The 18,176-nt window shown below is 71.9% G+C and carries 20 protein-coding genes; 11 read left to right on the top strand and 9 right to left on the bottom strand.

Translation table 11 applies throughout. The annotated features are described in order from the left end of the window. Positions 1–8: 8 nt before the first annotated feature. A complete protein-coding gene (gene accB, locus KSF81_RS21885; protein WP_217380759.1) occupies positions 9–533 on the bottom strand; it encodes an acetyl-CoA carboxylase biotin carboxyl carrier protein in 525 nt (174 codons plus the stop codon). A gap of 13 nt (positions 534–546) precedes the next feature. Further along, positions 547–1,032, bottom strand: coding sequence for a type II 3-dehydroquinate dehydratase (aroQ, locus tag KSF81_RS21880; protein ID WP_217380758.1), 486 nt, complete (start codon positions 1,030–1,032; stop codon positions 547–549). A 133-nt stretch (positions 1,033–1,165) separates the two neighbouring features. On the opposite strand from aroQ, the gene thiS reads away from it, so the two are divergent. Next, positions 1,166–1,369, top strand: a complete 204-nt coding sequence (gene thiS, locus KSF81_RS21875; protein WP_217380757.1) for a sulfur carrier protein ThiS — start codon at positions 1,166–1,168, stop codon at positions 1,367–1,369. 2 nt (positions 1,370–1,371) lie between these two features. Then, positions 1,372–2,199 carry a thiazole synthase gene (locus tag KSF81_RS21870; RefSeq protein ID WP_217380756.1) on the top strand — a complete coding sequence of 276 codons (828 nt, stop codon included), beginning with the start codon at positions 1,372–1,374 and terminating at the stop codon, positions 2,197–2,199. Positions 2,200–2,278: 79 nt separating this feature from the next. Here KSF81_RS21870 and KSF81_RS21865 read toward each other — a convergent pair whose 3' ends face one another. Continuing rightward, positions 2,279–4,432, bottom strand: coding sequence for a PAS domain-containing protein (locus KSF81_RS21865; RefSeq protein WP_217380755.1), 2,154 nt, complete (start codon positions 4,430–4,432; stop codon positions 2,279–2,281). A 92-nt stretch (positions 4,433–4,524) separates the two neighbouring features. On the opposite strand from KSF81_RS21865, the gene KSF81_RS21860 reads away from it, so the two are divergent. Further along, positions 4,525–5,049 carry a hypothetical protein gene (locus tag KSF81_RS21860; RefSeq protein WP_217380754.1) on the top strand — a complete coding sequence of 175 codons (525 nt, stop codon included), beginning with the start codon at positions 4,525–4,527 and terminating at the stop codon, positions 5,047–5,049. A 293-nt stretch (positions 5,050–5,342) separates the two neighbouring features. On the opposite strand, the gene KSF81_RS21855 is transcribed toward KSF81_RS21860, so the two are convergent. Together KSF81_RS21855 and KSF81_RS21850 are read right to left on the bottom strand one after the other, a co-directional pair. Further along, the gene (locus tag KSF81_RS21855; protein ID WP_217380753.1) at positions 5,343–5,669 is read right to left on the bottom strand and encodes a hypothetical protein; all 327 of its coding nucleotides are present in this window, start codon (positions 5,667–5,669) and stop codon (positions 5,343–5,345) included. Between the two features lie 202 nt (positions 5,670–5,871). Continuing rightward, entirely contained in the window at positions 5,872–7,257 is a 1,386-nt protein-coding gene (locus KSF81_RS21850) for an aspartate aminotransferase family protein (protein WP_217380752.1), read from the bottom strand. Positions 7,258–7,387: 130 nt separating this feature from the next. On the opposite strand from KSF81_RS21850, the gene KSF81_RS21845 reads away from it, so the two are divergent. The 4 genes from KSF81_RS21845 to KSF81_RS21830 are packed head-to-tail and all read left to right on the top strand — an operon-like array spanning position 7,388 to position 10,277. Further along, complete coding sequence (locus KSF81_RS21845) at positions 7,388–8,260, top strand: MaoC family dehydratase N-terminal domain-containing protein (RefSeq protein ID WP_217380751.1); 873 nt, start codon at positions 7,388–7,390, stop codon at positions 8,258–8,260. An 8-nt stretch (positions 8,261–8,268) separates the two neighbouring features. Beyond that, positions 8,269–9,471, top strand: a complete 1,203-nt coding sequence (locus KSF81_RS21840) for a CaiB/BaiF CoA-transferase family protein (RefSeq protein ID WP_217380750.1) — start codon at positions 8,269–8,271, stop codon at positions 9,469–9,471. 8 nt (positions 9,472–9,479) lie between these two features. Beyond that, positions 9,480–9,941: a tRNA (N6-threonylcarbamoyladenosine(37)-N6)-methyltransferase TrmO gene (tsaA, locus tag KSF81_RS21835; RefSeq protein ID WP_217380749.1), complete on the top strand. Its 462-nt coding sequence runs from the start codon at positions 9,480–9,482 to the stop codon at positions 9,939–9,941. Between the two features lie 57 nt (positions 9,942–9,998). Then, entirely contained in the window at positions 9,999–10,277 is a 279-nt protein-coding gene (locus KSF81_RS21830; protein ID WP_217380748.1) for a hypothetical protein, read from the top strand. Between the two features lie 24 nt (positions 10,278–10,301). Here KSF81_RS21830 and KSF81_RS21825 read toward each other — a convergent pair whose 3' ends face one another. Genes KSF81_RS21825 through KSF81_RS21815 form a run of 3 tightly spaced genes read right to left on the bottom strand, consistent with a single transcriptional unit; the run spans position 10,302 to position 13,205 of the window. Then, positions 10,302–10,976 (bottom strand): RraA family protein, encoded by a 675-nt coding sequence (locus KSF81_RS21825; protein ID WP_217380747.1) that lies wholly within the window; start codon positions 10,974–10,976, stop codon positions 10,302–10,304. 55 nt (positions 10,977–11,031) lie between these two features. Then, positions 11,032–12,018, bottom strand: a complete 987-nt coding sequence (locus KSF81_RS21820) for a tripartite tricarboxylate transporter substrate binding protein (protein WP_217380746.1) — start codon at positions 12,016–12,018, stop codon at positions 11,032–11,034. Next, positions 12,015–13,205: an ATP-grasp domain-containing protein gene (locus KSF81_RS21815; RefSeq protein WP_217380745.1), complete on the bottom strand. Its 1,191-nt coding sequence runs from the start codon at positions 13,203–13,205 to the stop codon at positions 12,015–12,017. The genes KSF81_RS21820 and KSF81_RS21815 overlap by 4 nt, the downstream gene beginning before the upstream one ends. Positions 13,206–13,215: 10 nt before the next feature. Between KSF81_RS21815 and KSF81_RS21810 the strand changes: the two genes are divergently transcribed. Then, on the top strand, positions 13,216–15,057 hold the full coding sequence (locus tag KSF81_RS21810) for a hydroxymethylglutaryl-CoA lyase (RefSeq protein ID WP_217380744.1): 1,842 nt from the start codon (positions 13,216–13,218) through the stop codon (positions 15,055–15,057). Between the two features lies 1 nt (position 15,058). Continuing rightward, complete coding sequence (locus tag KSF81_RS21805; protein WP_217380743.1) at positions 15,059–15,799, top strand: enoyl-CoA hydratase/isomerase family protein; 741 nt, start codon at positions 15,059–15,061, stop codon at positions 15,797–15,799. A 69-nt stretch (positions 15,800–15,868) separates the two neighbouring features. Here the strand turns inward: KSF81_RS21805 and KSF81_RS21800 are convergent, their stop codons facing one another. Next, entirely contained in the window at positions 15,869–16,261 is a 393-nt protein-coding gene (locus KSF81_RS21800; protein WP_217380742.1) for a hypothetical protein, read from the bottom strand. A 59-nt stretch (positions 16,262–16,320) separates the two neighbouring features. Between KSF81_RS21800 and KSF81_RS21795 the strand changes: the two genes are divergently transcribed. Together KSF81_RS21795 and KSF81_RS21790 are read left to right on the top strand one after the other, a co-directional pair. Next, complete coding sequence (locus KSF81_RS21795) at positions 16,321–17,658, top strand: sulfite oxidase (RefSeq protein ID WP_217380741.1); 1,338 nt, start codon at positions 16,321–16,323, stop codon at positions 17,656–17,658. A gap of 4 nt (positions 17,659–17,662) precedes the next feature. Beyond that, complete coding sequence (locus tag KSF81_RS21790) at positions 17,663–18,049, top strand: cytochrome C-552 (protein ID WP_217380740.1); 387 nt, start codon at positions 17,663–17,665, stop codon at positions 18,047–18,049. Positions 18,050–18,176: the final 127 nt, after the last annotated feature.

Here is an 18,176-nt window from a genome sequence, read left to right as displayed (position 1 = left end):
GCTGCCGGCTATTCCACGATCATCAGCGGTTCGCCGTATTCCACCGGCGTGCCCGGCTCGACCAGGATACGGGTGACGGTGCCGGCGCGCGGCGCCTTGATCTGGTTGAAGGTCTTCATCGCCTCGATCAGCAGCAGGGTCTGGCCCTGCACCACCTTGGCGCCGACCGTCACGAAGGGCGCGGCGCCGGGTTCCGGCGCCAGATAGGCCACGCCGACCATCGGCGAGGCGATGAGGCCGGGATGCTTGGCATCCGGCACCTCGGCGGGCGCCGCCTCCGCCGCCGCCGCCGGGGCGGCGGGCATGCCCGCCGGCAGCGCCCCCGCGGACATGCCGTTCGGCATCACGCCGCCCATCATCGCCTGGGGCCAGGCCATGGAGACGGCCGGCGCCGCCGCGGCGGCCGGCGGGGTGCGGGCCACCCGGATGCGGCTGTCCTTCTCCACCAGTTCGATTTCCGTGAGGTCGGTGTCCTTCAGGATCTGCGCCAGCGCGCGAATCGCCTCGGGGTCGAACTGGATGCCGCCGCTCATTCTGTCCTGCCGTTCAACTGTCGCGATCGGAGTCGAGGTCCCGGTCATCCGCGCCTTCCGGTGCGACCAGGTCGGCCATCGCCTGCAGCGCCAGCGCATAGCCCTGGACGCCGAGCCCCGCAATGACGCCGGTGGCGGCCTTGGAGACGTAGCTATCGTGCCGGAAGGCCTCCCGGCGATGGATATTGGTGATATGGACCTCGATGACCGGCAGGTCCACCGCGAGAAGCGCATCCATCAGGCCGATCGAGGTGGTGGTATAGCCGGCCGGGTTGATGATGATGCCGGCGGCCCGGCCGCGGCATTCCTGCACCCAGGTGATCAACTCGCCCTCGCCATTCGTCTGGCGGAAATCGATGGCCAGGCCCAGATCCTCCGCCGCCTCGGCGCAGAGCGCCTCCAGGTCGTCGAGGGTGGCGGTGCCGTATTTCTCCGGCTCGCGGATGCCGAGCAGGTTGATATTGGGTCCGTTCAGCACGGCAATGAGGGGCGGGGTCACGGCGGTATCCGTTCCTGGCAGCGCCCGCCGCGCCTAGCACGGCGGCTTTTGGCGCCGCAAGCGATCCGCAACGGCGTGGCCCCCACCTTGCCCCATGGCGCCCGCTTCGCCACATTCCCCCCCCATGGGACCGATGATTCCGATCATGGTGAATGGCGAGGCGCGGGAGGTTCCGGCGCCGGCCACGGTGGCCGACCTGCTGGCGCGGATCGGGCTCGATACGCGCAAGGTGGCGGTCGAGCGCAACCTTGAGATCGTCCCCCGCTCCACCTATGCCGCCACCGCGCTCGCGGCCGGCGACCGGCTGGAGATCGTGCATTTCATCGGCGGAGGCTAGGCATGGACGGCATCCAGACAACGGCGCCCGGCAGCGGGGCGCCGGGCGATGCGGCGCTGGAGGATAGCTGGGAGGTCGCCGGCCGCCGCTTCCGCTCCCGCCTGATCGTCGGCACCGGGCGCTACAAGGACCTGGAGGAGACGGGACGGGCAATCGAGGCCAGCGGGGCGGAGATCGTCACCGTTGCGGTGCGCCGGGTGAACCTGTCGGACCCGGGGGCGCCGATGCTCCAGGACCATGTGGACCCCAGGCGCTATACCTATCTGCCCAATACCGCCGGCTGCTTCACCGCCCAGGACGCGGTCCGCACGCTCCGCCTGGCCCGGGAGGCCGGCGGCTGGAACCTGGTGAAGCTGGAGGTACTGGGCCCGCCGCCCTTCCTCTACCCCGACATGCGCGCCACCTTCGAGGCGGCCGAGGCGCTGCTGCGGGACGGCTTCCAGGTCATGGTCTATTGCAGCGACGACCCGATCGCCGCGAAGCGGCTGGAGGAGATGGGCTGTGTCGCGATCATGCCGCTCGGTGCGCCGATCGGCTCGGGGCTCGGCATCCAGAACCCGGTGATGCTCCGCGCCATCATCGAGAACGCGAAGGTGCCGGTGCTGGTGGATGCCGGGGTCGGCACCGCCAGCGACGCCGCCATCGCCATGGAACTCGGCTGCGACGCGGTGCTGATGAACAGCGCCATCGCCCATGCCCGGGACCCCGTGCTGATGGCGCGGGCGATGAAGGCGGCGGTGGAGGCCGGGCGGCTCGCCTGGCGGGCCGGGCGGATGCCGCGCCAATATGTCGCCGATCCCTCGAGCCCGACGGGCGGCTTGATCCGGTAGGGCGCCTGCTGCCCGGCCTCAGGCCGCGGCGGCGTTCTCCGGCGGCTGGCCATCGAGAGCCGGCTCCTCTGGCTGCCTGTCATGGCCGAGCGGCACCGCCATCTCGCAGACCAAGCCCCCCCGGCAGCCAGCGGCGGGACAGCGTGCCGCCAAGCTGCAGTTGCAACGTCTGCTCGATGACGCGGGAGCCGAAGCCGCGCCGGGCGGGCGGCGCGGCAAGGTCCGGGCCGCCGCTCTCGCGCCAGACCAGGTGCAGCATCCGCTCCGCCGGATCAAGCCGCCAGGTCACCGCCAGCATGCCCTCCGGCACCGACAGGGCGCCGTATTTCACCGCATTGGTGGCCAGCTCGTGCAGCGCCATGCAGAGCGGCTGGGCGGCGCGGGCGCCGACCGTGACCGGCGGGCCGGAGAGCTGGATGCGGGGGCCGCCCGGATGCGCCTCGTCCAGGAAGGGGGCCAGTTCACCTTCGACCAGGGCGCGAAGCTCTGCCCCCTCCCAGCGGCGCTGCGCCAGCACGGTCTGCGCCCGGGCCAGGGCCGCGACCCGGCCCTCCACGCTGCGGACGAATTCCGCCGGGTTGTCGGCACGGGTCAGGCGCAGCGCCGCCTGCACCACGGCCAGCGCATTCTTGGCGCGGTGGTCCACCTCCCGCATCAGCAGGGCATTCCGCTGCTCGGTCCGCTTGCGTTCGGTAATGTCGTGCACGGTGCCGACCAGCCGCACCGGGCGGTTCCCGGCAAAGCGCACCTGGCCGGTGGCCGCCACCCAGCGCTCCACCCCGTCGCCGAGGCCGATGATGCGGTACTCCACGCGGTAGAGGCCGGTGCCCTGCGGGTCCATGGCTCGCCGCACCGCCTCCCGCCGCAGCGGCCGGTCCTCCGGGTGCAGCCCCTCGATGAACAGCCGGTTGGTGATCGGCATGTTTTCGGGCACCGCCCAGAGGGCGCGCAGCCTGGCATCCCAGGTGATGTCGCCGGTCAGGAAGTCGTAGTCATAGATGCCGATCCCGGCGGCCTGCTGGGCCAGGCGCAGGCGCTCCTCGCTCTCCGCCAGGGCCGCCTCGGCCAGGCGGCGCTCGGTGATGTCGAGGGCGACGCCGGCGATGCGGCGCGGCCGGTCGCGCGCCGGATCCGCCTCGGCCTCGCCGCGCAGCAGCAGCCAGTGCAGCGTGCCGTCCGGCCAGACCACCCGGAATTCGCCGCCGAAGCTGCCACCCTCCCGCGCCAGCCGGGCATGACCGGCGCGCAGCATCGCGTGGTCCTCCGGATGGATGCGGGGCAGCAGCCGGGCGACATCCAGGCGCATGCCGGGCGGCAGGCCGAACAAGGCCAGGAAGGCATCGCTCGCCGCCACCATGCCCTCCGGCCCGACCTCGAAGCCGATCACCCCGCTCGCTTCCTGCGCCCGGCGGAGCCGCGCCTCGCTTTCATGCAGGGCGCGTTCGGTCTCGCGCAGCGGCGTCAGGTCGGCGCGGGTGCTGACGATCGCCAGGGGTGCGCCGGTCGCCGGGTCGTTGCGCAGGATCCAATGGCAGGCAACGATCATCGGTGCGCCGTCGCGCCGCCGCTGCCGCAGTTCGCCATACCATTCGCCGTCGCGGCGCAGCGCCTCCAGGGCGGCTTCCCGGCCGCCGGGTGGGTATTCGGTGTGCAGCAGGTCGGAGGCCCATTGGCCATGGGCCTCGGCCCGGCTGTAGCCATAGAGCCTTTCGCAGCCGGCCGACCAATAGCGGATGATGCCCTTGAGATCGACCACCAGGCTTGGTGCCAGGTCCAGCGCCTCGTAGAGCTCCTCCAATTCGGCGGTGCGTTCGGTCACGCGCGCCTCCAGCGTGGAATTGGCCGCCAGAAGCTGCCGCTGGCCGCGCCGGACCAGCAGCGCCAGGCCGAGCAGCGCCAGGGTCGCCGGCACGCCGATTGCCACCTGGGTCAGCACTGCCGCGCGCCAATGGGCCAGGATGGCACTGCGCGGCCGGTTCGCGGAGGCATAGATCGGGAAGCCCTCGATCCGGCGGATGGCGGTGAGCTGCGGTTGGCCATTCACCGCCGAAGTGCTGGTGAAGACCGTATCCCGCAGGCCCTCGGCGACGGCCATGTGGAAGGGCGTGCCATCCCGGACGCGCGGCAGGGGCCGGTCCTGGCCGGTGCTGCGGACCAGGATGTGGCCGTCCTCCCGGACCAGGGCGAGCACATCGCGGGGGCCGGCCCGCAGGCGCCGCAGCCCCTCCGCCACTTGGTTGGGGGGGAACCGATAGGCTCACGATTCCATCGAAAGTCCCGGGCGGCAGCCCGTTGCCGGTGCCCGAGCGGCGACGGCTGACAGCGATGAACAGCCCGCTGCGGAGACGGCCCTGGAGTACCTGGCTTACATATATCGGAAGGGCGGCATCCGCCCGCAATGCCAGAAAGAACTCGCGATCCGCGGCCACCGGCTGGTGCGGCGCCGGGAAGGCGCTGGCGGAAACCAGGGGGGAAGCCCTCACGGTCGATCACATGGCTCGCTCCAGCCTGCGGCAGGTCGGCGACCAGCGCCTTCAAGGCCGCGTGCAGTTCCGGCTCGCGCGCCCGGATCTCGGCATCCGTCAGGTCGTGCAGCAGGTCGTTCAGCCGGTTGGCGGCGATGCGATAGCCGGCCAGCACGCGCAGCCCGTATTCCGCCCCGGCATCGGCCGTCCGGGTCAATTCGGTGGCGGCGTCGCGCCAGGCCGCCTGCCAGGACAGCCAGGCGCCGACCCCGAGGATCGCCAGTGGCAGGGCGACGGCACCGGCCAGCAGCCAGGCCGTCGAGCGGTGCAGGATGCCAAGCCGCATCGGTCTGATCGCCGGCCGGCCCGCCCCGCCTCGTCTTGACCCCGCGTCTTGACCCCGCGACTCCAGGCGCATGCCGGTCCTTCTCTCCTGTTGCCGGCAGGGGATCTTCTGATCCCAATCTCGCGAGCACCAATGCGTCACTTTGGCATCGGAGCTTCGCATGATCCGGCATGAACAACCGGCTGCGCCGCAGGACGTGATCCGGAAAACTGTAGCAGGCTGGCCGGGGCAGGGGAACCGATATGGACTTCCTCTTCCCTCGGGCTGCCTCGCCGCCCCGTGCTGCGGCGCTCCGGCACGCGACCGGCCATACCGGGCTGCATGGGGCGCTATCAGCGCGGCACGCAGCGGGTCGCGTCCTGCCGGGCCAGCGCGGCAACTGCGACGGTGCCTTCGGGGCAGGGCGCTTGGCGGCGCGCCGGTGGCGGCAGGCCGGCATCCCAGCCCGACACCATACCCTCCCCACCCGCCCCGCCCCGGCAACGGCCGCGGAGCCCGCGCACCGGCGTGCCGCCATGCGGGCAGAGGAAGCGCCGCGCCGCCTCGATCGCCGCCGCATCGGGGCCGCGCGACCGCGACCCGGCCCGGGACTCGGCGGCAGCGGCGGGCGCCAGCGCAAGCAGGCCGAGCAGCAGCAGGGCGCGGGGCAGGGGCCGCATCACTGGGCTGGCGGGGCAACGCGTTCCTCCCGCGCGGAACGATGGGTCAGCGAAATGGCCCTGCATGACCGGGAACACCCTCCCACCATCCGCGAGCCGGGCGCCGCTGCCGCGAGTCAGCCAGGGTCGCAGGGGCCATTCCGGATCGGCCAAGGTGCCGTCCTGACCGGATTTGGGTGTTTCCGGCCAGGGCGACGCCCGGCTAATGCCGCAACTCGCCCTCCTCCTTCAGCATCCGCAATGCCTGCCGCCAGGCACCGGTCGCGGCGGCGATCTCGGCCTCGCCATGGGTGGCCGAGACGATGGCACCGCGCGGGCCCTTGGGGTCGATGCCGCCCACCACCAGCGCCAGATAGAGCTTGGCGAGCATGGCCTTGCGCGGGTCCGGCCTGAAGACCGAGGCGGGCTGCGCCAGCGCATCCCAGGCCAGGGGGTCGATCCGCAGCCCCTCCGGGTTGGTGAAGAAATGCAGCACGGAATGCTCGCCATAGACGGCCCAGGGAATGTCCTCCTCGGCCAGCACGCGGTTGAAGGCATCGCGCAGCGCCGCGGCGGCGGCGGTGGCGCGGGCGCAGGCATCGCCCGCCTGGATCTGCCGCAAGGTCTCGATGCCGGCGGCGGCGGAGACGGGGTTGGCGTTGTAGGTGCCCTGGTGGCGGATCTTCTCGCGGCCCCTGGCGGCCGAGACCTCGAAATCGATCCAGTCGAGAATTTCCTTGCGGCCGCAGACCGCGCCGCCCGGCAGCCCGCCGGCCAAGATTTTTGCGAGGGTCGTCAGGTCGGGTGTCACGCCCAAGGCTGCCTGGGCACCACCGGGGGCGACGCGGAAGCCCGTCACTACCTCGTCGAAGATCAGCACCGCGCCGTGCTCCTGCGTCACCTGGCGGAGGCCGCGCAGGAATTCCGCGCCGGTCGGGATCATGCCGGTGGAGGCGCCGGTCGGCTCCAGGATCACCGCGGCGATGTCCTCATCCCCGGCGAAGGCGCGCCGCACCGCCTCGATGTCGTTCGGCGGCAGCAGCACCACCTCCCGCGCCACCTGGTCCAGCACGCCGGGGGTGGGCGTGCCGTCGAGGTGGTTCTCCACGCCGAAGGCCATATGGTCGTGCCAGCCATGGAAATGCCGCTGGAAGCGGATGACCTTCGCCCGCCCGGTGAAGGCCCGCGCCAGGCGGAGCGCCATATGCGTGGCCTCGGTGCCCGATGAGGTGAAGCGCACCCGCTCGGCGCAGGGGACCATCTGCGTCACCAGCCGGCTCCACTCCACCTCCAGCGCATGGCAACTGCCGAATTGCGTGCCGAGCGCCAATTGCGCCTGCGCCGCCGCGGTGGCCGCCGGGTTGCAGTGGCCGAGCAGCAGCGCGCCATGGCCGCCGTAGAAATCCACCAGCTCATTGCCATCCACATCCCATTTGCGCGGGCCGGCGGCGCGGTGGGTATAGAGGGGATAGGGGTCGGTGTGCCGGCTGTCATGCGCAATGCCGCTCGGCAGGAATTCCAGCGCCTGCGCGTGCAGCGCGGCGGAGCCCGGCGTGCGCGCCATATAGGCCGCGACGATCGGGGAGTTGCTGGGCGTCAGGCTCGGCATCGGCGGTTTCCCCCTCGGGCGGCTTTGGGCGGCAGCATTGCGCCGGGCCGGGCGGCGGGCAAGCCTGGACGCCGCAATTGACAGGCCCGGCGCGGCTCCGGAGATTGCCGGAACCGAGGAGAGACGCATCATGGACGATGCCGCGCTGCGCGAATGGATCGGCCGGTCGGAGACGGTGGAGGATGAGGCATCGCTCGGGCTGATCCGCCGCCTGGCCGTGCTGCTCGACCGCGACCCGATGACCATCGGCGCCGGCATGCCGCTGCCGGAGGGCTGGCACAGCGTGCTGTTCGGCCCGCTGGCGCCGCAATCCAGCCTCGGCGCGGATGGGCATCCGCCGAAGGGTGATTTCCTGCCGCCGATCAGGCTGCCGCGCCGCATGTTCGCCGGACGGCGCACCCGGTTCCTGGCCCCCATCCGCATCGGCGAGACGGTGCGCCGCACCTCCAGCATCGCCAGCATCACGCCGAAGGAGGGGCGGAGCGGGCGCATGGTCTTCGTCACCATCCGCCATGGCATCACCCCCGCCAACCTGGATGTCGAAGCGGTGGTGGAGGAGCAGGACCTGGTCTTCCGCCCGATGCCGGAAGCGGCTTCCGGCGGGGAGGCCGCCTCCGCACCCGCCGCCGCCGAGCCCGTGCCGATTCCCGCGGAGGCGCATCGCGTCGCCTTCCGGCCCGATCCCGTGCTGCTGTTCCGCTATTCCGCCGTGACCTTCAACGGCCACCGCATCCACTACGACGCCGACTATACCCGTGGCATCGAGGGCTATCCGGCGCTGGTGGTGAATGGCGGGCTGACCGCGCTCTTCCTGATGGAACTGGCGAAAAGCCGGCTGCGCCGCCGCATGACCACCTTCACCACGCGCAACGGCCGACCGCTTTTCGTGGGCCGCCCGGCCAGCCTGGTCTGCCATGCGGAAACCGCGAACCGGCTGCGGCTCTGGGCGCTGGGCGACCGCGAGCGCGTTGCGGTGGAAGCGACGGCGGAGTCGGTATCGTGAGTGGGGGCATGAGCGCGAAGGGCCCGCTCTCCGGCGTGAAGGTGCTGGACCTGACGGCGGTCGTGGTGGGGCCGAGCTGCACGCTCACCCTCGCCGAACAGGGTGCCGATGTCGTCAAGCTGGAGCCGCCGGAGGGCGACCTGCTGCGGAAGCTGGGCGGGCCGGCGCCCTCGCCGGACATGTCGCCGAAATTCATCCATTTCAACCGCGGCAAGCGGAGCATCGCGGTGGACCTGAAATCCGCGGCGGGGCTGGCGGTGCTGGCGCGGCTGGTGGATCAGGCCGATGTGCTGGTGACGAACATGCGGAGCGGCGCGCTGGAGCGGCTCGGCATCACCTGGGAGGCGCTTTCGGCCAGGAACCCGCGCCTGGTCTTCTGCATCATCGCCGGCTTCGGCAAGCGCGGCCGCTACCATGACAGCCCGGCCTATGACACCATCGTCCAGGGCGCCTCCGGCTTCGCCGCCGCGCTGGGGCGGGTATTGGGGGAGCCGCGCTTCGCGCCCTTCGTGCTGTGTGACCACATCACCGGCATCATCGCCTCCCAGGCCATCACCGCCGCGCTTTATGCCCGCGAGAGGAGCGGCGAGGGCCAGGCGATCGAGGTGCCGATGTTCGAGAGCATGGCGCATTTTGTGCTGACCGAGCACATGTTCCGCCGCACCTTCGACCCGGAGGGCCCGACCGGCGACCCGCGCGTGATGAACCCGGATGCCAAGCCGATCCCGACGAGCGATGGCTATATCGCCGTATCGGCCAATACCGATGCCCAGGCTTTCGCCTTCTTCGATGCCATCGGCCGCCCAGAACTGCGCGACGACCCGCGCTTCAACTCGGTGGGCGCGCGCTTCCGCAACGTGGATGCCTATTTCAAGCTGCGCGCGGAGGCGCTCTCCACGCGCAGCACGGCGGAATGGGCGGCGGAATTCCGTCGGCGCGAGATTCCCGCCATGCCCTACAACACCATCGAGGGGCTGCTGGAGGACCCGCATCTCTGGGAGGCCGGCTTCCTCCGGCGGGAGAACCACCCAACCGAAGGGCCGATGATCGGGCTCGGCCGTCCTGTGACCTTCTCCGCCGCCGGGCCGGACGAGCTGCCCCTGGCGCCACGCCTCGGCGCCGATGCGCGGAGCGTGCTGGCGGATGCGGGCTATACCGAGGCCGAGATCGCGGCGCTGATCGGCGGCGCGGTTCTGGCGCCGCCAGGATAACCTGCGGCATGGCCTTCACCCTCAGCCCCATCGGCCGCATCGAAACCCCCTGGGCGACACCGGCCGAGTGCCCGCGCAATGGCCGCCAGGCGCAGCCGGCGCCGCTCTGCCGCGTGGTGATGGAGGCGGAATACCTGCCCGGGCTGGAGGGGGTGGAGGGATTCTCGCACCTCCTCCTGCTCTATTGGATGCATCGCGCCGGCGTGGCGCGGCTGAACTTCACCCCGCCCTTCGATACGCGGCGGCGCGGCGTCTTCGCCACCCGCGCGCCCTTCCGCCCGAACCCGATCGGGCTTTCCGTGGTGGCTTTCGAAGGGTTCGAGGCGCCGGGCGTGCTGCGGGTGCGCTACCTGGACTGCGTGGACGGCACGCCGCTGCTCGACATCAAGCCCTATCTGCCGAGCACGGATGCGGAGCCCGGGGCCAGCATGGGCTGGCTCGCCCCGCATGCGACACCCCGCCAGGACTGATCCCGGCCAGGACTGATCCCGGAAGGAACCCGGCGGCCGCGCCTGCGCTCTGCGGACATGCCGAATTCGATCCGCAACCTGCCGCTCCGCTTCCTGGCGCTGCACAGCGCCATCGGCTTCGGACTGGCCGCACTGTTCATGGCCGCGCTGCTGCTGGGTGATCCCGGCGGCATCGGCACCTTGCTGCGGCAGGCGTCGCAGCCGGCGGGGCCGATCCTGCTGCTCTGGGTCTTCACCGGCCTCACCTTCGCCAGCGCCCAATTCGGCGCGGCGGTGATGCTGCTGCAGCCGGTGGAACCACAGCGGCCGCGCCGACGTGCCGGGCGGCGGCGGTAGGGCCGCGCCGCCCGACCCTCCGGCTCAGGCCCCGTCGCAGCCCTTGGACCTGAGCAGGTCCAGCACCCAGCCGCGTTCACTGGTGCCTGCCTCGATCGCCGCCTGGGCCTTGATTTCCTTGGCATTATGCGCCTCGGCCGCGACCAGCACCTCGGCGGCATCGGCGGCCGGGACCACCACCACGCCATCCTCATCGGCCATGACGAGGTCTCCCGGCATCACCACCTGGCCGCCGCAGGAGACGGGATAGCCGATCTCGCCCGGCCCGTCCTTGTAGGGGCCGGAGGGCGTCACGCCACAGGCCCAGATGCCGAGATCGAGCATCGCCAGCGCCGCGATGTCGCGCACCGCGCCATCGATGATGACCGCCGCAATGCCGCGCTTTGCGGCATGGCCCATCATCAGCTCGCCGGTCTGGGCGATGGCGAGTTCGCCGCCGCCATCGCAGACGATGACATCGCCGGGCTCCGCCAGGTCGATGGCGCGGTGCAGCATGAGGTTGTCGCCGGACCGGGCGCGGATGGTGAAGGCCGGCCCGGCCACCACCTTGCGGCCGCCGAAGGGGCGAAAGCCGCCGCGCATGGTCTGCATGCGGCTCATCACATCGCCGATATTGGCCGCCGGCAGTTTGGCGGCCCGGGCGCAGAGCGCGGCATCGACGCGGGCGGTGACGAGGCGGATGCGGAAGCCGACGGTCATGCTGCTTGGTCCCTGGAATGCCTCGCGCCATCATGCCGGGGCCGGCGCGGCTGATCTAGTCGGCCCGGGCGCCGGACGCGGCCACCACCTGCCGCCACTTCTCCCGCTCCGCCGCGACGAAACCGGCAAAGCCGGCAGCGTCCAGCCCGCCGGGCTCGGCCCCCGCCTCGGCGAAGCGGGCGCGCAAGGCGGGGGAGGCCAGGGCCTGCAGCACCGCGGCATTGAGCCGCGCGACCAGCGCCGGCGGCGTGCCGCCCGGCGCGGCCAGGCCGAACCAGGCCGCCGCCTCGAAGCCGGGCAGGCCGCTTTCCGCGACCGTCGGCAATTCCGGCAGCACCGCGGCGCGGCTGGCCCCGGCCAGGGCCAGCGCCCGCACCCGGCCCTCGCGGAGCTGCGGCAGGGAGCCCGGCATGTTGTCGAACATGAACTGCACCTGGCCGGCGATGAGATCCGTCATGGCCGGCGCGGCGCCGCGATAGGGCACATGCACCACCTCGATCCCGGCCATGCTCTTCAGCAGCTCGCCGGCCAGGTGGTTGGTGCTGGCATTGCCGGAGGAGCCGAAGGCAAGCCGCCCCGGCTCCCGCTTCGCCAGGGCGATCAGCTCGGCCAAGTTGCGCACCGGCAGCGCATTGGTTGCCATCAGCACGATCGGCACGCTGGCCACCAGCGCCACCGGCACCAGGTCGTGCTCCGGGCTGAAGGGCATGCCGCGGTAGAGATGCTCGTTGATCGCCAGCGGGCCGGGGGCGGTGAGCAGCAGGCTGTGCCCATCGGGCGGCGATTTGGCCACCGCATCGGTGCCAATATTGCCGCCGGCGCCGGCCCGGTTCTCCACCAGCACGGGCTGACCCAGGATCTCGCGCAGCGGCTCGGCCAGGATGCGGGCCAGGATGTCGTTCGAGCCGCCGGGCGGATAGGGTACGACGATTCGCAGCGGCCGGTCGGGCCAATGCGGCTGGGCATGCGCGGCGCAGGGCAGCAGCGCGCCCGTGGGCAGCAGGGCGCCCGTGGCCAGCAGGTGGCGGCGTCGCAGGGTCATTCCGGTGCATCCTCCCGCCGGCAAGTCTGGGCCGGGGCGGCGGGGCACGCCAGAGGCCATGCGGCGCGCAGCCCCGCCGCCACCGCCCGCACCAGGTCATGCGGGTTGTCATGCAGCGCCGCGACGCCCACCGCCGCCAGCTCGGCCCGTGCCTGGTCCAGCGAATAGCCGTGCAGTGCCGCATGCCCCGCGGCGATGCCGACGAAGAGCGGCTTCGGCGGCGGGCTGGCCCGCAGCGCCGCGGCCAGCGCATCGACCCGCGCCTTCAGTGGCCGCGAGGCCAGGGTGGTGAAGAACATCACGCCCCGCACCGCTGGCCGCCGGGCGATCTCGAAGGCTGCGTCCAGGCGTTCCGCCGTGCTGTCCAGCGGCCCGCCCTGGAGGTTGTCCATGAAGCAGGCGGCGGGGCAGCCGGCATCGCCGAGCAGGTCCAGCATCAACATACCGAGCCCGGCGCCGGCCGTCACCATCGCCACCGTGCCGCCCGGCAGTTCCACCAATTGGAAGCCCTGGTCGCGGGCGCGGCGTTCCAGCGGCGTCAGCGCCGCATCCTCCAGCGCCGCGGAAAGCGGCGGCGGCGCGTGCCGGAAGGCGCTTGCATCGTCGCGCACCAGCCTGGCGTCGCAGGCCATCAGCCCGCCATCCGGCAGCACCGCCAGCGGGTTGATCTCCAGCAATTCGAGGTCCTCCGCCCGCATCACCCGCGCCAACCGCAGCGCCAGCCGCGCCAGGCGGGCCGCGAGATCGGGCGGGAAGGCGGGGCGCAGCGTGGCGAAGACCATCTCCAGTGCGAGGCCAGCATCGGGATCAAGGGGGCAGCGGAGCAGGGCATCGGCGGCTTCCACCTCGACGCCGCCGGCCGGGGAGCAGAGCAGTTCGATGGCCTGGGCGGTGCCGTCGATGCGGAGGGCCAGATAGACCTCCCGCACCATCGCAACGGCCTCCTCCAGCAGCAGCGGCGCGGTTGCATCGCCGAGGGCGGCGCGAATGGCAGCGGCGGCTACCGGCGCCTCGCCGGCCGCGACCCGCCGCACCAGCCCGCGCTTGCCGCGGCTGCCTTCCAGCGTCTGCGCCTTCAGCATGCCGGCCGCCTCCGGCCCCGGCGGGCCGGCCAGCAGCGTGCCGCGCGGCACCGCCAGGCCGTGGCGGCGCAGCAGCGTCTTGCCATCATGCTCGGTCAGCCGCACCGTATCCTCCGTGACCCGGGCCCCGTTCCTCTCCAGCTTCCCCCGCCGCGTCGTGGTGTTCAACCCGACCGGCCGCTATGCCGCCGCGCAGGTGGCGGCGATGCGGGAGGCGGGGACGCGGATCCTGGCCGGCATCGCACTCGGCCGCGGGTGCGGCGCGCAGGATGGCATCCCTCTGCTGGACGACCTGCGCGAATTGCCGGAGCCCGCCGATGCCGCGGTGATCTATACCCCGCCCGAGGGCGTGCTGGACGCGGTGCGCGCCTGTGCCGCGGCCCGGGTGCCGAGCATCGTCGTCGCCGCCGAATACGTGCCCGTGCATGATGCGCTGGCGGCGGCGAAGCTGGCGCGGGAGGCCGGGTGCTGGCTGGTTGGGCCGAATACGCTCGGCGTCTGCGTGCCCGGGGAGGGGCTGCTCGGCTCCATCGCGCCGGCCTTCTGCGCGCCCGGGCGGCTTGCGGTGATCTGCCGCAGCGGCACGCTGACGCTCACCATGGCGCGGCTGCTGACGGCTTCCGGCATCGGGCAGCGGGCGGTGATGCATCTCGGCGGCGACACGGTCTGCGGCCGCAACCCGGCGGAGTATCTGGCGGCGCTGGCGGAGGATGCCGGCACCGCGGCCGTGCTCTATTGCGGCGAGATCGGCGGCGACAAGGAATATGCCCTGGCCGATTGCATCCCCCCGCTGCGGCAAGCCGGTGGTGGCCATGCTGGTCGGCCGCCACGCGCCGGAGGGCCGCCGCATGGGCCATGCCGGCGCCCTGGTCGGCGGCGCGCGGGAAGCCGCCGCCGCCAAGCTCGCCGCCCTTGCCGATGCCGGGGCGCGCACGGCGCGCGACCCGGACGGTGTCATCGCCATCCTGAAGGAACTTGGCCTGTGAGCGACCCGACCCCCGCCGAAGACATGCTCGACCCCGCCGAGATCGCGCTGACCGCGGCGCCGGCCGGGCATGGCATCGTGCTCTGCGAATGCTTCGCCCGCGACGGGTTGCAGCATGAGACGGCGATCCTGCCCACCGAGGCGAAGATCGCGATGATCGAACGCATCGCCGATTGCGGTTTCCGCCGGATCGAGATCACCTCCTTCGCGCATCCCGGCCAGGTGCCGCAATTCGCCGATGCGGAGGCCGTGCTGCGCGGCGTGCGGCGGCGCCCCGGCCTGCTGTTCAAGGCCACCTGCCCGAACCCGCAGGCGGTGCGTCGGGCGCTGGAGGCGAAGGCGGGCGGTTTCGGGCCGGAGGAGCTTTCGCTGCTGGTCTCCGCCAGCGAGGGCCACAGCCAGCGGAACCTGCACCGCTCGCGCGAGGAGCAATGGGCGAATGTGGCCGAGATGGCGGCGCAGGCCGGCGACGCCTTCACCCTGGTCGGCACCATCTCCGTCGCCTTCGACTGCCCCTTCGACGGCCCGACCGACCAGAGCCGCGTGCTGGAGGATGCGCAGCGTTTCGCCGATCTCGGCGTGACCCGCATCGCGATCGGCGACACCATCGGCAGCGCGACGCCGCCGCGCGTGCGCGACCTGATCGGCTGGCTGCATGGCGCCCTGCCGACCGCGACCTTCATCGCGCATTTCCACGACAGCCGCGGCACCGGCATGGCCAATACGCTGGCCGCCATCGAGGCCGGGCTGACCCATGCGGATAGCGCGCTCGGCGGCACCGGCGGGCATCCGGCCGGGATCGCCTATGGCGAGGGCTTCACCGGCAATACCTGCACCGAGGACCTGGCAACCGCACTTCAGGCCATGGGTTACGCCACCGGCCTCGACCTGGCGAAGCTGCGCGAAGCGGGGCTGGAGGCGGAGCGGCTGCTCGGCCGCCCCCTGCACAGCCGCACCCTGCACCTCGGCTGAGATGAACGACACGGTGCTCTATGCTGCCTCACCCGAGGGCGTGGCGACCATCACGCTGAACCGGCCCGCGGCGCGCAATGCGCTGAACCTGGCGATGGCCGAGGCGCTGGCCGCCGCAGCGCGGCGAGCGGCGGCGGAAGCGGTGCGGCTGGTGCTGCTGCGCGCCGCCGGCCCGGTCTTCTGCGCCGGCGCCGACATCAAGGAACGCCAGGGGATGGGCGATGACCAGGTGCGCGCCCGCCGGGTGAAGGGCTTCGCCTCCTATCATGCGATCGAGGCGCTGCCGATGCCGGCCATCGCCGTGGTCGAGGGGCCGGCGGTCGGTTCCGGCTGCGAGATCGCCGGCGCCTGCGACTTTATCATCGCCACTCCCGCCGCCAGCTTCCGCACGCCGGAGGCGCTCTGGGGCACGGTCGGCGCGACGCAGAGGCTGCCGCGGGTGCTGGGCAAGCGCCTGGCCAAGGACATGATGTTCACGGGCCGCACGCTTTCCGCCGGGGAGGCGCTGGCGCACGGGCTGGTCACGCGGCTGGTCGAGGCGGAGGCGCTGGAGGCGGCGCTGGCCGAGCTTGCGGCCGTCATCGCCGGGGCGCCGCCCGCGGCGCTCCGCATGGCCAAGCGCTGCATCGAGGAGGGGCTGGACCGCGACCCACGCGGCGCGCTGGCGACCGAGCTGATGGCCATCGAGGAAAGCCTCGCCGCGGCGGAATGGCGGCAGGCCATGGCGGGTTTCGGCGGCTGACAGGCCCAACGCCCGGCGGGTGTTTCCACCATGCCGGGCGCTGGTTGAATGGCCCGCGGCGCGTCATCCTCAGGCGAGGATGAAGTCGGCCGCGGTGGTGATGGCCCCGTTGTCGATGTCAACGAGGGTGATCGTGCCGCCGACGATGGCACCGGAGTTGGTGATGGTGACCAGGGTATCGGCACCGATATCCGTGATCAGCACCCGCGTGGCGAAGTTGGCCGCCGTCACGCCCAGCCCGGAGAGTTCCAGGAAGTCGCTGCCGTTGGCGTCGGGATTGGCGTCGAAGCCATTGACCCGATCGTTGCCGAAGCCGCTGCCGAGGACGAAGACATCGCCGCCGATGAGGCTGTCGGTACCATTGCCACCCAGCAGCGGCATGTCGATGCAGGGCACCTGCCATGTGCCACCGCGCTCACCTATCATTGCGCAGCCGAATGCCGTATTGGCATCGCTCCGCATCGCCGGCCTCGGCTATGAGCAACGGCAGGCACAAGAACACTCAGGGAGATGCAGCGTCCATGCCTTCAATCGGGAAGCCCGAGCGCGGCCTCGAAGAGGTCTATCGCGATGATCCTGAGCGGGCCGATGCGCTGGTCTGGGGTCGGCGCGGTGCGCTGAAGGGCGCGGCGCTCGCCTCGATGGGCGCCGCACTCGGCGCCGCCATCCCCTTCGCCGGACGCCTGCCTGGGGGGCTCCTGCCTGCCGCCCTGGCGCAGCCTGCCGCCCCTGCTGCGGGCGGTGCCCAGGGCGGGCCGCGCATGATCCAGCTCGAAGGCAAGGCGCCGCTGATCCTGCAGGGCGAGCGGCCGCTGAACGCCGAGGCGCCGGAGACGCTGCTCGACGACGAGATCACGCCGGCGGCGAAGATGTTCGTCCGCAACAACGGCCAGGTGCCCGAGGCGCCATCCGATCCGCGGGCCTGGAAGATCCGCATCGATGGCGAGGTGAATGCGCCGCTGGAACTGACGCAGGGTGAACTCGAAGGCGGCCGCTTCCCACTGGTGACGCGCCGGTTGCAACTGGAATGCGGCGGCAATGGCCGCGCCTCCTTCTCCCCCGAAACCCGCGGCAACCAATGGGGCAATGGCGCCATCTCCTGCGCCGAATGGACCGGGGTGCGGCTGCGCGACCTGCTCCAGGCGGCGGGGTTGAAGGACAGCGCGAAATTCACCGGCCATTTCGGTGCGGACCCGCATCTCTCCGGCGATCCGGACCGCCAGGCGATCAGCCGCGGCATGCGGATCGAGAAGGCGCTGGACGAGGATACGCTGGTCGCCATCCGCATGAACGGGCAGCCCATCCCGTTGCTGCACGGCGCGCCGGTGCGGCTCGTCACGCCCGGCTGGCCTGGCTCGTTGAGCCAGAAATGGCTGCGGCGGATCTGGATCCGCGACCGCCCGCATGACGGCCAGGGCATGGGCGGGACGAGCTATCGCGTGCCCGTGCAGCCGATCGTGCCGGGCAGCCGCAATGACGGGCGCGATTTCCGCGACCTGGAATCGATGCCGGTGCGTTCGGTGCTGACGAATCTCGCGCATGGCACGCGGCTTGCGGCCGGGACCCGGCAGGTGGATCTGCGCGGCCATGCCTGGGCTGGCGACAGGACGGTGCGGGCGGTGCATGCCTCCGTCGATTTCGGTGCCACCTGGCAGGAGATGCGGGTGGAACAGCCGGCCAACCGCCATGCCTGGCAGCGCTGGTCCGGGCAGGTGGCGCTGCCTTCGGATGGTTATTTCGAGGTCTGGTACCGGGCCACCGACAGCGAGGGTCTGATGCAGCCGCATCTCGCGGCGAACTGGAATCCGCAGGGCTATGGCGGCAACCCGATCAGCCGCGCGGCGGTCCTGGTCGGGTAGCGCCGTGCCGCGCCTTTTCTGCCTGTTGCTGGGTGCCGTGGCGCTGCTGTGCCTCGGCCGGCCCGGCGCCTGGATCGGCCATGCCGCCGCCCAGGCGGAAGCGCCCGCGCGTCCCGGCTCAATGGAGGAAACCCCGGAAGCCCTGCCCGAGGGCGAGGGCCGGGAGGAGACCTTCTACCGTTGCACTGCCTGCCACGGCACCGCCGTCATCCGCCGCTCGCGCCTGTCGCGGGAGCGCTGGGACGAGTTGATGGACTGGATGACCGAGCGCCAGGGCATGCCGCCGCTCGAAGGCGAGGAACGGCGGCTGATCGTCGACTACCTGGCGGGCGCCTTCCCGCCGCAGCAGCAACGGCGGCGCGGCGGCGCGAATCCCTTCCTGCCCGACTGACGAAGGGCGGGCCGGTTGACGGTCGCGATCCCGGGGTGCCAACCTCCCCTGCAAGAAAATGACGGGAGGAGGCGATGCCGACAGGCCGGCCATTCAGCAGACGTGCCCTTGCATCCCTCGCTGCGCT

It is taken from the genome of Siccirubricoccus sp. G192 (assembly GCF_019084075.1).
Lineage (GTDB): Bacteria > Pseudomonadota > Alphaproteobacteria > Acetobacterales > Acetobacteraceae > G192.
Note: the sequence above shows the minus strand (reverse complement) of the source record. Positions and strands in the feature narration are given on the sequence as shown.

Excerpts from the sequence above, each read along its gene's own strand:
- accB (WP_217380759.1), bottom strand. The coding sequence starts at position 533 with ATGAGCGGCGGCATCCAGTTCGACCCCGAGGCGATTCGCGCGCTGGCG.
- thiS (WP_217380757.1), top strand. The coding sequence starts at position 1,166 with ATGATTCCGATCATGGTGAATGGCGAGGCGCGGGAGGTTCCGGCGCCG.
- KSF81_RS21870 (WP_217380756.1), top strand. The coding sequence starts at position 1,372 with ATGGACGGCATCCAGACAACGGCGCCCGGCAGCGGGGCGCCGGGCGAT.
- KSF81_RS21860 (WP_217380754.1), top strand. The coding sequence starts at position 4,525 with ATGAACAGCCCGCTGCGGAGACGGCCCTGGAGTACCTGGCTTACATAT.
- KSF81_RS21855 (WP_217380753.1), bottom strand. The coding sequence starts at position 5,669 with ATGCGGCCCCTGCCCCGCGCCCTGCTGCTGCTCGGCCTGCTTGCGCTG.
- KSF81_RS21850 (WP_217380752.1), bottom strand. The coding sequence starts at position 7,257 with ATGCCGAGCCTGACGCCCAGCAACTCCCCGATCGTCGCGGCCTATATG.
- KSF81_RS21845 (WP_217380751.1), top strand. The coding sequence starts at position 7,388 with ATGGACGATGCCGCGCTGCGCGAATGGATCGGCCGGTCGGAGACGGTG.
- KSF81_RS21840 (WP_217380750.1), top strand. The coding sequence starts at position 8,269 with ATGAGCGCGAAGGGCCCGCTCTCCGGCGTGAAGGTGCTGGACCTGACG.
- tsaA (WP_217380749.1), top strand. The coding sequence starts at position 9,480 with ATGGCCTTCACCCTCAGCCCCATCGGCCGCATCGAAACCCCCTGGGCG.
- KSF81_RS21830 (WP_217380748.1), top strand. The coding sequence starts at position 9,999 with ATGCCGAATTCGATCCGCAACCTGCCGCTCCGCTTCCTGGCGCTGCAC.
- KSF81_RS21825 (WP_217380747.1), bottom strand. The coding sequence starts at position 10,976 with ATGACCGTCGGCTTCCGCATCCGCCTCGTCACCGCCCGCGTCGATGCC.
- KSF81_RS21820 (WP_217380746.1), bottom strand. The coding sequence starts at position 12,018 with ATGACCCTGCGACGCCGCCACCTGCTGGCCACGGGCGCCCTGCTGCCC.
- KSF81_RS21805 (WP_217380743.1), top strand. The coding sequence starts at position 15,059 with ATGAACGACACGGTGCTCTATGCTGCCTCACCCGAGGGCGTGGCGACC.
- KSF81_RS21800 (WP_217380742.1), bottom strand. The coding sequence starts at position 16,261 with ATGCGGAGCGATGCCAATACGGCATTCGGCTGCGCAATGATAGGTGAG.
- KSF81_RS21795 (WP_217380741.1), top strand. The coding sequence starts at position 16,321 with ATGCCTTCAATCGGGAAGCCCGAGCGCGGCCTCGAAGAGGTCTATCGC.